Genomic DNA, 16,741 nt, shown 5'->3' with positions numbered 1-16,741 from the left:
ACACATAAAAGTATTTTTATACAATTCATGTTCCAAAAATAGAATACATGCTCGGATTCGTCCAAGTAAATAAATGGAATTATTTCGTAACCTTTCCACGGGAATTGCGTCTATGGTTGTATTAGAAGGAGGTTAACATGATTAAAAAACTGACTTTAACGATGCTAGCTTTCACGATTTTAGCCTTTCCCGCCTTACCAACCGTAGGCTTCGCCTATAACCCCACGATTATTGAAAACGGGCAATTGAAGAACAACCGAATGTTGATCCCTTTACGAGCCGTATCTCAAAATATGGGTGCTATCGTGGAGTGGAACCCACAGCTAAAAACAATTGAAATAAAGCAAGGCGATACCAATATCCGGCTTACCCTCGATTCCAAAAAGGTGATTGTCGACCATACCGAGATTGAACTGGATGTACCAGTCGAGTTAATCAACAGCATCACCTATGTTCCGTTGCGATTTGTCAGCCAAACACTCGGAGCCGAAGTTGAATGGAATCAGCAGATTCAACAAGCCACGATTATCTTGGAAGAAAATCGTATTGCCGTGAACATGGGAGGCGTTCAGCTTCCAGCATCACAGAAAATATCGGATGCCCGTCTAAAACTATTATCCAATAAATTAAATGAAGCAAGCGATATGTCTGCCATAAAAGATATTCGACTTCATTTCAAGTCTTACTTTACCAATCGCTTTATTGATAATCTCATTGAAAATGGCATAGAATCCAATCTTCAACTTGGCAATCCTGAGCATGGTTATGATTATGTATCAACTATATATTACAAAAATAGTACATCAGCAAGATTATTAGAAACCATTACTCAAGGAGTTGACTTGTCCGGTGCAACTTATTACGTCAGCGATCGGATAGCTAATCTTGTTTATACCGCTGGAGTCTGGAAAGTTGATAGCGTAAGTTTCCCACAATTAAGAAGACCGCCTGTTCCAGGTTGGAAACCCGATGAATTTGAATTTCGTTACCTGCAGAATAGTGTATAAACCAACAGCTCAGCCCATAGCTTTACGAATGTCATAATCGGTTAGATCAATGTCCAAGTCCATTCCCAACGCTAACTTAGCTAACTGGACTCCGATATAAGGGCCCATCGTCAATCCGGAGGCGCCGAGACCGTTTACTGCAAGAAGCCCTTCCCAATCTGGAATGGCGCCTATAACCGGAAGAAAATCAGCTGTAAATGGGCGAAAGCCCACCCTTACTTCCTGAAAAGTACTATCTGCCAGATCAGGGGCGATAGCTAGACATTTGCTTAAAATTTCATGCATTCCGCCGGGGGTAATCCTAGTATCATAGTCCTGCACATGATTTTCATGAGTTGCCCCTATCACGATTTTGTGCTGTTTAAAGGCGAGCAAATATTGATCGGAAGGCGGCATAATGACCGGCCATTTATCCGTATTTTGATTGGTATCATGCACCTGCAAGTGCATGATTTGCGCTTTCTGATAACTGACTTTAAAATCAATGCCCAATGGTTGCAGCAATTCTCCTGCCCAAGCTCCAGCGCAAACGATCACGAGTTGAGCCGAGTAGTGATCTGCCCCAACCTTCACACCCGTTACACGTTTGAATTGAAATTCCAGCTCCGCATTTCCGTATATAAGCTCCGCCCCGTTTCTTTGGGCAGATCGAAGCAAAGCATCACGCAGCGCCCGGCCATCAACACGCGCGGCACCGCTAATATGAAGGGATGTATATCCTTCAGCGAGCAGCGGGAAGAGCTCGCGAGTGCTTTGTGAATCAAGCCGAGTAATCTCTCCGATATCTGTCGCGTCTTCTATACGCTTGTATGCTCGCTCTTCCATTTTGCTGATTTTCTCTGGATCTATATGTATATTAAGGGCCCCAACCTTGGCATAGCCGGTTTCGGTCTCCCCTTCTCTTTCAAGCTCTTCAATCAGCATCGGATAATAAGACGCTCCGGCTTTCGCAAGGCGATACCAAGCCTTATTACGCCGCTGTGACAACCAGGGGCAAATAATGCCGGCAGCGGCATCCGTTGCCTGTCCTTCATCTTTCCGATCGATGATGAGAACATCCGCTCCCTGCTTAGCCAATTGGTAAGCGGTTGATGCTCCAGCAATGCCCGCTCCAATGACAATGACCTTCATATGAATTCCACTCCTTTATGTAATCGTTCTTCCTATTATACCGACATCTTTATGAAATAGAAAAAGCTGTTGAACTCACATACATGTTTCCTTCCAATTGCTTTCCATTTGTTACATATGTAAAAAAAACGCCAGCTTATTCGGCTGACGTTTTGATTCTAAATACGGTAACGGAATGTGCGGGAAACTCATGAGAAAAGCTGTTGCCTTCGAACGAAAAGCCGCGTTGAACCGGCATAATCTTCTGAGGCTGCTCAAAGCTATTCTCATCCTCAAGCAAATAACCTGATAGCTCATAGATTTCGACGAAATGCTCGTTTGCCTTTGGCAAATCCTCCAAAGCAACGTCCGCTGATACGGCAGCGTCCTGTACATTAACAACCTTGATGATCGTGTCGCCTGTAGCATCATCTGCACTAGAGGAGCTGTAGAGCGGCTGGATAATAGGCAGCTTATCCACCGTATCATGAATGAGCTCTCCGTTAATGTAGGCTCGAATCCGTCTTCCCGATACTTCTAGAGCAAGCTCATACTTGACGTTAGTTTCGACGGCGAACAAGCTTTGCGTTAAGCAAGAATTGCGATTGTCCACGCGGGAGCTAATCATGGAATCTTGATTTTGCCAGCCGCCGATTTCCCAGAACAATTGGTTTCGTTCGTCAGATTGGCCAAAGTACACGACGAACCCTTTTGAACCGTCAATTCTTCTAGCCGTCATGTATAGCGTATAATTAGACCAATCCGTATCGCCAAGACGAACAGCTCGTTTCGTCTTTCCTTCAAGACGAGATTCCTCGGTGTCCGATAGCTCGGCTGTCCAACCTGTGAATAACCTTTCTTCGCTTGTATCGTTGTTCACGATACGCACGTCCGAGAAGTTAACGCTGCTGGCGTTTGCGGTCAGCTCGATTGCGCCATTGATTGACTTCGCCTCGCCAACTTTAGGCTGCGAGAAGCCACTCGCTTCGATATGAAGCAGTCGATCTCCTTGATGATGCATAAACAGCTTCTGCACGTAGTAGTTCGGCGTACCGAATACCTCATGGTTGTTGAACCAAATAAGATCGGGCTTCCAGTTCACATAGTCGACGTTACAGAGCATAGGTGCATAGCATGCCAACCCAACCGAATGGGCGTTACGCTCCAATCCGATCATATAGGCCGCTTCAGTGATCGCATTATAATAGGTGTTGCCCCATGAAGCGTATTCTCCCAAAAACACCTTTGGTTCATCTGCCTTGAACCCGTCATAACGATCGAAGTTAGCCAAAAACCATTCCGGTGATTGATAGTAATGCTCATCCACTAGATCTGATCCGTTCTCCCGCGCTGACTGCCAGCCTCTCTCATATTCGCCCCCGGCAGCAAACGGGCCGCTGGAATTAATAATTTTCATAGCCGGATACTTGGTTTTAATCGCTTGATGGAAATAGCTGTACCGCTCAAAGAACGGTTCACCGACCTCCTCGTTGCCAATGCCGATATATTCGAGCCCAAACGGTTCTGAGTGACCAAGCTCTGCACGGATAGCTCCCCATTCCGTCGAGGGATCACCATTCGCGAATTCAATCAGATCAAGCGCATCGTCAATCCAAGGGCCTAGCTCGTCAATTGGAACGATTCGTTTATGATGCGGATCATACCCGCCTGGCAGGATAGGAATCGGCTTTGCGCCAATATCCGCGCAGAACAGGAAGTATTCATAATAGCCTAAACCAAGGGTCTGATTATATCGCCAATTGTTCCTTCTTGAAGGCCGCTGCTCAATGGGACCGATCGTGTTTTTCCAACGGTACATTGAATTGCGGTCATCCGGGTTCAGGGAGCCGTCATGTACCAGGCAACCACCGGGGAAACGCATAAACTTGGGCTTCAGCTCGGCAAGTAAAGATGCAATATCTTCTCGCAGTCCGTTCATACGCCCTAGGTACGTTTTCTTGGGGAACAACGAGACCATGTCCACATACAGCTTTCCTGATCCGACTGTCGTAATCGTTAGCCTGCTGCTGTAATTCGTTTCATTAACAGTAATTGCAGCCTCGTATCTTCTCCATTCGGACGAGTCTATCACAACTGTCGCATCTCCATGGATAATACCTTCATTGCTTTCAATCGTAATACGGATCGGTTCATTGAAGCTCTCATCGCGTCTCGCGTAGAAGGAGAATAGATATTCTTCCCCTGTCCGAACAGGGATTCCCGAATTGAAGCCCACATTCGCAATTCCGACTCCATCACCCGGCTTATTAATAGCGATAACAGCATAATGTCTATTGCGTTCATTCATTGGATACGAGTCTTCAATCCAGAGCTCGGCCAGTCCGCCGCCTCTCTCGACTTTCTCCCAAGCAGTCAGCGAATGAAAATCAGGATGATCGATCGGATCAAACTCGAACGAACGATTGCGGATTAGCTCTGCATAGAGTCCACCATCGGCCGCATGGTTCAAGTCCTCGAAGAAAATGCCGAATAAATCGCTAAGTTCGGCACCTCGTTGCTTTGTGTGGATCGTTAGCTTTCCTTGATTCTTACTCATTTGACATCTCCTCCATCTTGAATTAGAAAAAGTCAGCCCATTCACCGAGTAAGGTCAGCTATTGCAACTGCTTGTCCATGAGCTTATCCTCCATATTGTTCTAGCAATCTATCATATTCAAGCTGGGTAACAGGAAGCACCGAACCATGGCGCGGCGAAGCAGGCAAAGAGTAGTGCTCGGGCAAGGCCCAATTACCAGAACTCAAATCCGTTGTTTCAAGTGGAACATAGCCACGATCCACGTATTCGTCAACAAATGCGTACCACTTGTCTTCTGTGTTTGATTTGAAAATTATCGGCCCTTCGCCTTGTTTTAAAAACGGCTGCTCAACGTTTCCATTGATAAGCTTATAGCTTAGATCATGGAAAGAACTGCCTGATTCCTGTATGATGTTGCGTCCTTTGGTAATCCGATATACCTTGCCCCTAGCTTCTATCATGGTTGTATCAATGACAGAATACCCATAATCCATATAGATTTGCGGTTTGCTGAACGAAACGAAATCTTTCGTTGTGGCGTACAACATTCGATGATAACCTTCCGTTTCACCGCGCGAATGGTCGTTGTCCAGCATGGAAGCCCAAAAGACATTGTATACGTCTGAGCCGCTATCACGGAATACTTCCGGTGCCCATGTGCAGCCTGCCCCCTCCGGCGCTAACTCTACCATCGACTGCTGTGACCATTTAACAAGATCCGATGAGTTCCAAATCATTATCGAACGGCTCCCCGCCGTAACTGCTCGTTTCCAATCGCCATTGCCGTGTATCCGCAGATCGGTCGCCACCAAATAAAACGAATTGCCAAGTGGGGATCTTACGATATAGGGGTCGCGAACCCCCTTCTCTCCCATCGTAGAAACAAGAACGGGTCTTCCACCGTTCAATTCTCTCCAAGCCAATGCGTTATTGCCTTCACTAAGCGCAAAATATACTTGTTCCCCGTCCTCATATCGCTCGCCCTTAAAATAAGCGAACAAATAACCCGCATACTGTTCCGAATTTGCTGCCATTGATTTCACTCATCCTTATAGCTGAAATATTATCCATAATAAGATTAGTACACTACCTTATTTTCCAACTTTATTGTGCAATCGTAAATGATATATGATAGGTATTAACTGATTTATTGTCCAAATGTTATTGGAGGGATTACATTGATTCAAATCAAGAGATGTGGCTATAATGTCACACATAAAGAAGGATTTATCGTCGACCGCCCAGAAGGCTCAGGAGACTATTTATTTCTACTTTTCCGCAGTAAAATGGAAATTGAATCACAAGGAAAATTAAAGATCACAGAGCAAAATAGCTACATCCTGTTTGGCAAAGGCAGCAAACAATACTATGAGGCTGTCGAGGAACCGATGGTTCATGATTGGTTCCACTTCGATTCCGACGAAATTGAAGAGCTTTGCCAGCAGCTCCAACTGCCGCTCAATACGGTTATGACAGCTTATGATCCCTTTTATATTTCCAGAAAAGTAAGCGAGCTGCAAAGCGAACATGTCCATAACGGCCCTTACATGCGCGAGATTATGGATGCTACCATACGATGTCTGTTTATGAAATTAAGCGAAATGCACAGCCGCATCGACAACAATCATCATATCAGCAAGCACTATGATCAATTTATTAATCTTCGCAATGTGATCTATAATACACCTTCAACTTCATATTCAATCGATGAGCTTGCGGCAAGCATGAATATGAGCCGATCGCATTTTCAACAGCTGTATAAAGAGATATTTGGCGTATCCGTCATTAATGACGTCATTCATAATCGACTCGAATTCGCGCTGCATCAATTAGAAAATTCCACGCATGATATTAAAACGATCGCTGAGCTCTGCGGATACGATAACGAGGTTCACTTTATGAGACAATTTAAAAAGAGCGTGCACTTGACGCCTACCGAATATCGACGTAAATATCGATTACCCGAAACGCAACTCCTATCTTAACGGATAAGCTAGCCTTTGACCGACCTTACAAGAACGCCTTTGACAAAAAACTTCTGTGCGAACGGGTACATAATAATCATCGGAATTGAAGCTGAAACGGCTAGATTTTTATCCTGGTTACACCGTCACCTGAATTGGCCCTCCATGTGGGAACGCAAAAAAAAGACTGCCCTCGCGAGCAGCCCGTCTTGCTTCTTGGATTTTAACCTTTCATCAAATCCCTTAATTTGTTGGCTTCTGTTATAGGAATTTCATAGCCCTCATGGGTATTTGCAAGATCCACCAATAACCCCTTCATCTCTCTATCCGTACCTAAAGAAAGATGATATTTTTTTGTTATTTGATTCTGAAATGTAATGCTCAACGTATATTCTGCTGCATAATTAAGAATACCCTGCATTTTCACTGCACGATCTGCTGCCGTTTTAAATAATTCAAATGATTCGAGATCACTAAATTTCCGATCTGAGCATTCATTAGTGCCCGTATGTGCTATACAAACTAGATCAATTAGAACCTCGTTGTTGGTTAGACTAGCATCCTGGCTCTTCTCATTACATCCAAGAATAAATAATAAAAGAGATGCCGAAACGAAGACAAGTAAATATTTTTTTACAATAACCACCTCCTACAAAGCCTCTACCTCCTAGACGTAAATGGTATAAAAAGGTTTCTCTAATCAAATATCCCCTACTTAAGTATCATTCGTTACTCGGCCAGCTTTCACATGTTTCAGCTGAGCAACGATGATGACGCTGATGATGACCAGCAGGAACCAAGAGCTGATCTTACTAAAACCAACCAAATGCCAGGTCTGGTGCTGGTCAGGGTATTTCCAAGCATCAAAGAAAGTTGCTATATTCTCCGCTAACCAGATGAAGAAACCAACAATGATAAAAGCTAGCGTTAAGGGCATTCGATAAGTGATCATCCTTACCCTATAGATGATCTTTGTTTTCCAAAAGACAATAAATACAAGCGCCGTCAGCCACCAGCGATAATCGGGAATATAATGATGCGTGAAAAAATTCAAATAGATGGCTCCACCTAACAGCGACGATGGAATAAGTCCAGGCCAGCCGGTTATATCCATCCGTAGTCTCCGCCACACTTGACACATAAAGCTTGCTACGCTTGCATACATAAATCCACTATAAAGCGGGACACCCAGCACTTTCGAATACCCGAGCTCAGGATATGACCAAGATTCCATCCCTACCTTATAAATTTCCAGCACCAAACCAATAAGATGAAAGATACAGATGACTTTAATCTCATCCCTTGTTTCTAAACCGCTCTTGTACATGAGGTATTGTACTCCAAGCAAGATAATTAGAATGGCATCGTAACGAGGAATGAAAGGTATTTCAATTTGGCTAGAGAGAGCTAAAGTTCCAAAGATAGCTACAGGAAAGATGCAGCTCATTGCCTGATGATAACCAAAATGCAGTAGCTGTGTTATAGATTTCATTGATATTTGTCTCCCACAATTCCTTTAATTTTCCGATTCGACTTTTCAAATACATTCAATCCATTGAATATCTTTTACTCATCATAACGGCGGAATGTCTGTGGAAAAAGAGAAATTAGCTTTTCTTGATTTTCATGTTTTGATTAGTCTGAATGATCGTTGCTAAAAATCAAACTTTATCGACAAAAAATAAAACAGTGCCATAATATTTCATAAATCTTTTGTAATCGGCATTGCCTTTCAAAACAATGATGGTTGGATACGCGTTTACTTTTCGTTGTTTTAACTTGGCCAATAGCTCGTTTTGTACGATACAATCAAATTTGCCTTCTTCATATTGAATGAGTAGCGGCGGGAGCGCGGATATTGGTTCATCAGCTTCAACTAAATGGTTGGCTCCACTATCGATACCCTTACACTGAATAAGACGCAATGGGAACTTTACGATGCCAAAATATAAATGATCTTCCTTCATGAACTCATCTAGAATAGGAGATGCCTTTCGGGTAAGCAGCAGATAGCATTGAATCCATTCCTCGAACATTCCGGCATTGGCATATTGTACAGCGGATGCTAATACCGGAGCATACGTTAAATGCTTTTCATTTTTCCTTGAATAGATGATTTTCTTAATGGAATCAAGGGATAAGAAGTATTCATCCGCAAGCTCCGAAACCGTCCTCCCGTGATTGTACATATTGCGAATCATTACGTTTCGCCTCTGCAATTGATTCCGGTAACCGGTGGTTTCTCCCCATGCCTTTTTTTCATCACCGGAAGGAATATAAAGAAGTTTTCCTGCGGCGTATTTCTGAATTTGCTTCAACAGTTCCTCGGGCAACACATCGCTGGCATTTTCATATTTCATACCATCACCATCTATATCGCATATAGTCGATCTTTCAGTTCACCGATTGATTTCATGATAGACAAGCAAGATTCCGTATCGTCAATTGACGCATGCCAGCGCAGTGTATCAATCCCTTTATAATAAGCCATACATAAGTACCTTTCTTTAAAATCCGGAATGATGATATCCCTTTTCTTGCAATACTCCACCAACAATTCCGGTACGTTTAAGTAAGGCTTATTTAAGTCCATAATGGCAAAATCCAACAGAAAGTCGCCTATGCCGGATCTGCTCCAATCAGGGAAGCCAACGTTGCTCGTTCCGTCTGTAATCATATTGACAAAAAACGTATTATTGTAAACCAAAAAACGTTGCCCTTCACAATAACGAATTCTGTCTTCCATTTCCTTGAAATATTTTTCAAAAAAATCGCGCTTGAGAACCGTCGTTTCGAATAGCTCTTTCCAATTATACCAATAGCCTTCTTTATCTTCTGCAAAGGTACCGATCAGATACTCTCTGCAGCTTTCATATTCCGTTTTACAATTCTCATCGAATTCACCATATCCCTCTACTCCCGCAATATCTGACGAGCTAATTTCTAATAGATGGTCAAAAAATAACTCATGAACATCTTCAAACTGTGCTGGGCTCAATTGATCTGCAACAAATCCATTCGGAGTCATCCGTACCTTCTCCGAAAGCAACGATTTAATGATATGGTCCTTGTTCATCTTTTTATCTCCTTTTCCATTTTCAAGTCATCGTGACATCAGCTGCGCATCTGATAAATAAAGCATATCACTTGAAATGTAGAGGTTATAGGCAATGAATATCTTAAATCAACTTTACACACCGCTATGCTTTGTATGCCCCAAAAACGTCATCTCACCATTTTCATTCTTTGCTATCGTGTACGGATGGATCTGGTCAAAAAATCTACGAACGAACCGCCCTTCGCCCACCGGATAAATCTCAATATGAAGATTGCCAGCGAATCTCGTAAAATATAACTTACCCTTACTAAATTCAACTTCTATTTTATCTTTCAAGTAAGTTCCACAATATTCTTTAAGCTTGTTTTCGCTGATTGGAAACTCCTCATGTTTAGTCGGAGCCTCTATATCAAATTGATGTAAAATATCTGAAATCGCTTTGCCAACCCTATACTGATTGACTGCTTCATTATTAGAGAGAATAATGATACAAATGTCTTCATCGTAATAATGCTGCATATACGTGCTCACCCCAAGGTGGTCTCCTCCATGAGAATAGCTATCTGTCCCGTAAGTATGGTAATGCTCCAGTCCATAGCAGTAGTTGTTTTTATTCTCTTTGAAAAACCTAGCGTACGTTTTTGGCGACAGGATGTTCCGATCCCGCAAACAGCGATACCATTTGTACAAATCATCGCAGTTTGAGATAATCGCGCCTGCGCCAATGCTGAATTTCTCATTATAATAGGGACTTTTGATGTTGGAATCATAATCTTTCACATAATTGCTTGATTTGTTATTAATAATTTTACAGCTGTCGTCCACTTCACTATTCATCATAGCTAAGGGCAAAAATATATGGTTTCGTATGAAAGTTGCATATTTTTCTTCTGAGACCTGTTCAATGATCCAAGCAAGCAAATTATAGTTTGAGTTGTTATAGTCATAGGTGACGCCAGCCGGCTTTGTCGGCTTTTTGTTTATGTACCGCTGAAAAAATTCATTTCGTGAATATTCCATTCTGTTGTATCCAGCAAAAAAATCATCCTCGAACTGATAAAAATTATATAACCCTGAAGTGTGCGATAATAAATGATGGACCGTGATCGATTCGTCAATCTTCATATTTGCAGGAAGATATAATTGTGCAGATTGATCGATATCCAGTAATTTCTGTTCATATAGGAGCATAATTGCAAACGCAGTAAACTGTTTGGACATGGATGCGATGGAGAAGCATGAATTCATATCATTTTCGAGCCCAAATTCGATACTTGCATAACCGTACGCTTTTTCAAAGAGCACTTCGCTTTTTTGGGTAACTTGAATAACTCCGTAAAAGTCCCACAATTCCAGATATTTATTCAGATATTGATCTAGCTTCGATCGTATGGCTTGCAATTGGTCTCATCTCCTTTCCCATCTGTATCACTCTATTCGGTATAATCTTTAAAGTAATCAATGAAATATCCATCCGATTCCCAATAATCACCTCCATCTTGAAAAATATCTTCAATTTCGCGTTTGGGTTCACCGCAATTTGTTAGCAGCCATTCCTTCATATAATCAATGCTTTTATTTTCATCATCCCAGAAAAAATCCATAATAGCTGATTCCTTCACTCCACTATCAGGAACATAGATAGCAAAAGTCGAATGGAAATATCGAGTTAACTCATACGCTACATTTCTCAAATGACCTCTAAAATCAGTTTCTGAATCGTTTAATATAAAAGTAAGCCACCGAGTAAAATGATCGATCTTGCATACCTGTTCAGAGAAGGTAAATTTGAGGCAGCAAGGTCCGTAAAGGCATAGTTCATCTCCTAGAACCTCCGTGTTCGCTTCCCACTTCTGATTTACATCATCAGGGTTATACTTTAACAGATCTTCTATGAAGGCTGATATGTACTTAAAGCTACCTTTATTTAACTGCTCAGACATCTGGATTAGATCATTTTTGCTCAACTGATGTCCTATGTAACAAACGAAATCCATCCCCATGATCCAGATCACCACTTCCAATAGGCATTATATAAAAAAGAGACAGGTTAGCAACAAGCTAACTGTCTCCGCAAAAGATTTGAACAAGTCCCCGAACCCACCCTCACCTAAACCATACACCAGCACGCGGTAGTTACATTAAACAACATACAGCCTTGTTACATGCTAAAGCGCACTCTTGTTACATTATTGGGCTAATTCGTTATGTTTTGTAAATATGGCCCGGCATTTACATCAAGGTCCAACTACCCGTTGGGGGGTTGTGCTCGCTTATATGATTTGGGTTACCGACTTGTTTAACTTTCCAGCAAAACCGTGCTCCAATTTTTCTCCTGAATCTTAAAGTCGAGCTCACGGTATTTCCTTGACAGCTCGTCAACCTCTTTCTGAAGAACAGGGATCTCAATGGTGGTGTAAAATTTCACTTCTTGCCGACTGTATCGTTCCTGCCTAATGGAAGCTTCACTAAGCATCTCATTCAAAATATTCCGATGCTGCATGATACGGTCACGTTCCGACAGCGCTTCTGCCAAGCTTATGCTATCATCAAACGCACTTAAAGCGTTTGTCTTATTAATCTTCTTCACCCAGACGGCCAAATCATCGAGCGTCCGCTTCAATTCATCCAATAGCTCGGTTGGCGATTCCGAAGGCTTCTCTCCTTCTTGAACCTTTATAACTCTGCCAAGGCGCTGCTTAATCTGAGCCACCTTCCGTTGGCAGTCCGCTCGCATGACAAGCGCTTCCGCTAGTCTCATAGTTAATCCCTCCGTTATGTTCACATCAACACAGTAATTCTAATATACCAATTTATCATTTATTTTCCAATTGCTTTTTAAGGCTGGCTTAAAAAGCTAGAGCGAGCAATAAATTACTCAACCGCCCCTATGTTTATTGATTCGCCCTGTAGTCTTGCTTGACCGTCAATGTCCAAGGATTTGATGATCCAGGGGTATGGACTACCCGCATCGATTGCTGGAGATGCAGCTTTAAGATGAAAGTCATTGACGGCTTGATCCACAAATCGGGGATCGGCAAAGATAGAGTGGCTATCATTCCCCGTGCTGGCCTGGTACGCGGCGAATCCTACATACTCCTTATTCTTCCAAACCCATCTTGCTTTCGCTGCGCCTGCGGGAGCGTAATAGAGATTATAGTCTATCTTATTTCCCGAATTTTTCTTCTGTTCGTTATAGATAAAAACATTCGATGAATCTGCAAATATGATATTATTTGCGATGATATTATTTTTGGTATCGTACTGTAGCAAAATTTGACCGCTACCGTCACTCAGCGTGTTATTTTGATACAACGTATTGTTAATGATCTTGCAATTTACCGTTGCGCCTCGCTCGCTATCGTAGCCGCCCATTGCGATTCCCGTATACCGATTGCTGTAGACGATGTTACTTCGGACGGTAATATCCCTTGTCGCCTTCCCTGCATGCTCGCTCGCAATTTCAATGCCAATATCATTGTTGTAACTATAATTACGCTCAATAACGCTGTCTCTGCCTCCATCAATATAAATGCCGCCAGCAGCATTGCTATGGTTTGGAAGTGACTTACCGTAAGAAGGGTTAAAGTTGGAAGTGATGTTATACACACGATTTCCGCTGACTAATCCGTTTCTCACTTGATCGTAGGTCCGATGCGGCGAAACGCCTTCGAAACCAATGAGATCGATACCAATATTGTCAGCATCATGAATGAGATTGTTTGTCACGGAAAAAGTATCCACATTTCCATTTATTACAAGCGACTCACTTGAACCAAGCACTAGGTTGTAAAGCTCATTGCCATCTATCGTTATATGGCGCAGGGAGGCTGGCGCATCCGAACCATAAACAGCGATACCGTGGGCGTCTCGTCCACGTAATTCGCTGCCGATCGGTTCAGCCGTATTTTGAATATCATGCACTTTGTTATTCAGTAACTTAATATAGCCGCCTGAGCCGTGAACATAAATGCCAATAGGCAATTGTTCATGTTGCGTTGCTATAAAATTACGGATTTCAAACCCTTGAATCGTAATATAGCTGGCAGATTCAATCTCAATAAGACCTTGCTGCTCTGAGACAGAAAGCCCCCTTCCATCTATGATTGCCGTTTCTCCCGGAAAGCTTGCGAAGGTGATTGAACGACCACCGGCAGAGCCAGATCGAGTAATCTTGAGCTTCTGCTTGTAGACGCCTCCTCGCACATACACCGTACTGCCCGGTTTTGCGGCGTCTGCTGCATGCTGTAGAGTTTTCCAAGGATATTTTTTGGTGCCCGCGTTTTCGTCATTACCACTAGAGTCTACATAGTAGATAGAGTTGACGTCTGAAGTGGAAGGGGTACGCCATTGCCCTATCAAAATAAACACAGCTGCAACCGTTAGACCTATAATGAATAGTTTACTCATGGATGGCATGTTGATTAATCTGCCTTTCTTAACTGTTTCCTTTCATTATACTACACCCATTCGGTCACAGATCTTATCAACCATATGATTTCATTCCATGTTTCTGTCTTGATTCCCGCTTGAATCTTCCTCTTGTTCATGGCGCGTTCTCCTAAACCATGTAAGGAACGATAAAAGGATCGCGATAATCAAAAAAAATGCTGATAGCACCCATGGATGTTTTAACATCACACTGGATTGCCAGGGCAATATGTAATCACCCATGATAAACCCTCCAATCTCGATTTACATTAATTCTGCTGTGTTTTATTTTTTTGGCGAATCCATGAGACGCAAAACAACAAAAATGGAAATACCATCATAAGCGATAAATAGAGGGGATCATACGGAATCACTTTCTGAACAACGGCAATATGTTCAACCACATTAGGTGCCATCGTCATGCCCAACACGAAAGCAATACTGACGACTGGAAAAATGAAAACGCGGCTTCTTCGTGCGTAGGTCAGTTTTTGAATACTACGAATCGTTGCAAACAGATAAATATAAGTTTTCAAGAAAGCCATAAAACAAAAATAAATAACGCCTGTTGCGTCAAGCTGTGCGATAAAATCACTTACGGATATTGCTTGTACCAATGCATACAACGGGTATGTGGCACGTTTAAATATTTCTTCTCCGAAAACAACAACAGCCATTGCATCGGTAAAGGCTATGAACAGACCAGCGAACAGTGAGGAGAGGATCATCGTTCTCCCTACTCGCGCCCGCTCATTCATTAAAGTCCAGACGAGAGCCAATGCAAGTGACTCGCCAAAGGATTGTATGATACCTAGCGGCCAAACGACAGACCAAATGCGCCCCCACCCTTTATCCAGTATAGGCGTTAAGTTTTCAAGATGGACTACTCCTGAACTAATAATCAAAATGACTTCTATTAAGAAGATCAATAAAATAATCGGTAAAATGATTTCAGCAAGCTTCCCCATCACCTCAATGCCTAAAAAAAGCCCATAGGAAATCACGACCATAAAGAATAGAAGAATGACCCACGGAGGAGTGCCCGGTAAAATAGTCGTTGGAACCAGGCTTTTAATATCAGCTACGATTCGCCCTGCGATATACAAAAATAAAAGAGGATGAAGCCATGCAATTGGAGTACCGATCACTTTCCCAAATTGTGCCGGATAACACTCAATGAAGGTTAAACCTGGATTTAAATGCGTTATTCTTGTATACATCCATACCAAAACGGTACCAAAAAAAGTGGATATCAAAACAGCAAGCCAAGAGTCTCTGCCTGCACCTGCTGCGAAACCGAATATGATGGTGGTACCGATTTGGTAAATGATTGATATTGTTAGCAGTTGGTGACGAGAAATGATCTCCATATTCCTAATCCTATTCTTCATGCTAGTTTAGACTGCTTATTTTTTAAAATCTCTTTCTTCCCAGGTTAAAGAATCGTTAATGCGCCCTGTTCCAATAATTTTAAAATGTGCTGTAACGTTTACTTTGACATGAGGGAATTCTTGTTCCCATCGTTTTTCAAATCTCTCGTTCCATTCTTTTTTGTGTTCCCGATGAAGCATACGTCCAAACCCAACGATGTCTGATTTATATTTTAATTGTAGTTTTTTCACTGTGGACTTAATTCTGCTTTGAATTTCCGCTTCCACAGCAAGTTGAATGGTCTCCAAGTTTTTAAGGCTGTTTGTACTCAGTTTGGTCGTATTTTCATATAAGTCGCCGATCATTTCTACTCTCACATCAAAACTTACTTTCTCTTCCTGTAATTTAGGTTTGATTGTCGTTTTAGATTTCATGATTTGAACACTTAATTTGCCCGACTCTCGCTTATCCCCCGTGAGCATCGTCGTTATAACGGAACCCTTTACCTTATTTCTAAACCACAATAAGCATTCGGCTTCTTCTGCGTTCATCCATCCAATTAAGTGATCTTTACGAAAGACACCTACTCCGACAAGGGCAAGTGACCACTCGTTATTCTGTTTTTTTTTATCATTATTTGATGAAGTAAGCGCTTTGTCGCTTGAAGGCACGCTTTGAATCTGTGATGCTATCGGTTCTATGCCTCCTTCAAGTAATCGATAAGCGAATTCTCGCAGACTTACGTTATCAATGACCTTAGCCTTTTGCTCTTCCCTGATTTCTTCTGCCGTAAATTTCTCGAAGCTTGGTCCGATCTTCAATAAGTCAGCTGCCTTGCCTTTGGTTGCCAGCAAATAACTATTGCCACGAGCATCCCTGTATCTCGAAAAAAATTCAATAACATCAGACATTCCCGAACGTGCTAATTTATCACCGACTATGATCACACGATTATGTGCGAAGTTAAGATGACGCGGTATTTTTTTCTGAATGATACGATAAGCATCCAGGATAGACTCTCCCTCTTCAGAAAACAATACAGTTGCATTGCCGCCTGAAGCGTTATTCATATTAATCCGCAGAACTTGTATACTCACTTGGATTTTATTACGGTCTGCCAAATCTAAAGCTGTTGCAGTGACGATGGCCACATCATTTAATTCCACTCGGCTCCAGCAGCCAGTCATACCAAACATTGCTATGACAGTAAACAACAAAATAACTTGTTTTCTCATCAAGACCTTCCTTTTCAGATGCAAACAAT

General features: G+C 42.2%; 15 protein-coding genes. 2 read left to right on the top strand and 13 right to left on the bottom strand.

What is annotated here, in order from left to right:
- Positions 1-137 precede the first annotated feature (137 nt).
- Entirely contained in the window at positions 138-1,007 is an 870-nt protein-coding gene (locus FJQ58_RS24950; protein WP_139997497.1) for a copper amine oxidase N-terminal domain-containing protein, read from the top strand.
- A gap of 9 nt (positions 1,008-1,016) precedes the next feature.
- Here FJQ58_RS24950 and FJQ58_RS24945 read toward each other — a convergent pair whose 3' ends face one another.
- From FJQ58_RS24945 to FJQ58_RS24935, 3 genes are all read right to left on the bottom strand, one after another.
- Positions 1,017-2,138, bottom strand: coding sequence for an NAD(P)/FAD-dependent oxidoreductase (locus tag FJQ58_RS24945; RefSeq protein ID WP_139997496.1), 1,122 nt, complete (start codon positions 2,136-2,138; stop codon positions 1,017-1,019).
- Between the two features lie 136 nt (positions 2,139-2,274).
- Positions 2,275-4,674 carry an alpha-L-arabinofuranosidase C-terminal domain-containing protein gene (locus FJQ58_RS24940; protein ID WP_139997495.1) on the bottom strand — a complete coding sequence of 800 codons (2,400 nt, stop codon included), beginning with the start codon at positions 4,672-4,674 and terminating at the stop codon, positions 2,275-2,277.
- A gap of 83 nt (positions 4,675-4,757) precedes the next feature.
- Complete coding sequence (locus FJQ58_RS24935) at positions 4,758-5,687, bottom strand: glycoside hydrolase family 43 protein (protein ID WP_139997494.1); 930 nt, start codon at positions 5,685-5,687, stop codon at positions 4,758-4,760.
- A 144-nt stretch (positions 5,688-5,831) separates the two neighbouring features.
- Here FJQ58_RS24935 and FJQ58_RS24930 point away from each other — a divergent pair, with 144 nt between their 5' ends.
- A complete protein-coding gene (locus tag FJQ58_RS24930) occupies positions 5,832-6,638 on the top strand; it encodes an AraC family transcriptional regulator (RefSeq protein ID WP_139997493.1) in 807 nt (268 codons plus the stop codon).
- Positions 6,639-6,840: 202 nt separating this feature from the next.
- On the opposite strand, the gene FJQ58_RS24920 is transcribed toward FJQ58_RS24930, so the two are convergent.
- The 10 genes from FJQ58_RS24920 to FJQ58_RS24875 all read right to left on the bottom strand — a co-directional run bounded on the left by FJQ58_RS24920 (position 6,841) and on the right by FJQ58_RS24875 (position 16,712).
- Positions 6,841-7,263, bottom strand: coding sequence for a YhfM domain-containing protein (locus FJQ58_RS24920; protein WP_139997492.1), 423 nt, complete (start codon positions 7,261-7,263; stop codon positions 6,841-6,843).
- Between the two features lie 69 nt (positions 7,264-7,332).
- Positions 7,333-8,109: a DUF817 domain-containing protein gene (locus FJQ58_RS24915; RefSeq protein ID WP_139997491.1), complete on the bottom strand. Its 777-nt coding sequence runs from the start codon at positions 8,107-8,109 to the stop codon at positions 7,333-7,335.
- A gap of 169 nt (positions 8,110-8,278) precedes the next feature.
- Entirely contained in the window at positions 8,279-8,977 is a 699-nt protein-coding gene (locus FJQ58_RS32650; RefSeq protein ID WP_202915323.1) for a CD3324 family protein, read from the bottom strand.
- Positions 8,978-8,988: 11 nt separating this feature from the next.
- Positions 8,989-9,693 (bottom strand): hypothetical protein, encoded by a 705-nt coding sequence (locus tag FJQ58_RS24905; RefSeq protein ID WP_139997490.1) that lies wholly within the window; start codon positions 9,691-9,693, stop codon positions 8,989-8,991.
- Positions 9,694-9,807: 114 nt separating this feature from the next.
- Positions 9,808-11,076 (bottom strand): serine hydrolase domain-containing protein, encoded by a 1,269-nt coding sequence (locus FJQ58_RS24900; RefSeq protein ID WP_139997489.1) that lies wholly within the window; start codon positions 11,074-11,076, stop codon positions 9,808-9,810.
- A gap of 32 nt (positions 11,077-11,108) precedes the next feature.
- Positions 11,109-11,678 (bottom strand): hypothetical protein, encoded by a 570-nt coding sequence (locus FJQ58_RS24895; RefSeq protein WP_139997488.1) that lies wholly within the window; start codon positions 11,676-11,678, stop codon positions 11,109-11,111.
- A 296-nt stretch (positions 11,679-11,974) separates the two neighbouring features.
- Positions 11,975-12,436 (bottom strand): DIP1984 family protein, encoded by a 462-nt coding sequence (locus FJQ58_RS24890; RefSeq protein ID WP_139997487.1) that lies wholly within the window; start codon positions 12,434-12,436, stop codon positions 11,975-11,977.
- Positions 12,437-12,549: 113 nt separating this feature from the next.
- Positions 12,550-14,094, bottom strand: a complete 1,545-nt coding sequence (locus FJQ58_RS24885) for a right-handed parallel beta-helix repeat-containing protein (protein ID WP_139997486.1) — start codon at positions 14,092-14,094, stop codon at positions 12,550-12,552.
- 281 nt (positions 14,095-14,375) lie between these two features.
- Positions 14,376-15,476, bottom strand: coding sequence for a GerAB/ArcD/ProY family transporter (locus FJQ58_RS24880; RefSeq protein WP_162341763.1), 1,101 nt, complete (start codon positions 15,474-15,476; stop codon positions 14,376-14,378).
- A gap of 36 nt (positions 15,477-15,512) precedes the next feature.
- The gene (locus FJQ58_RS24875; protein ID WP_139997484.1) at positions 15,513-16,712 is read right to left on the bottom strand and encodes a Ger(x)C family spore germination protein; all 1,200 of its coding nucleotides are present in this window, start codon (positions 16,710-16,712) and stop codon (positions 15,513-15,515) included.
- Positions 16,713-16,741 lie beyond the last annotated feature (29 nt).

Source organism: Paenibacillus paridis, from assembly GCF_006345825.1.
Lineage (GTDB): Bacteria > Bacillota > Bacilli > Paenibacillales > Paenibacillaceae > Pristimantibacillus > Pristimantibacillus paridis.
The sequence above is the reverse complement of the archived record's forward strand: the minus strand, read 5'-3'. Positions and strand labels throughout refer to the sequence as shown.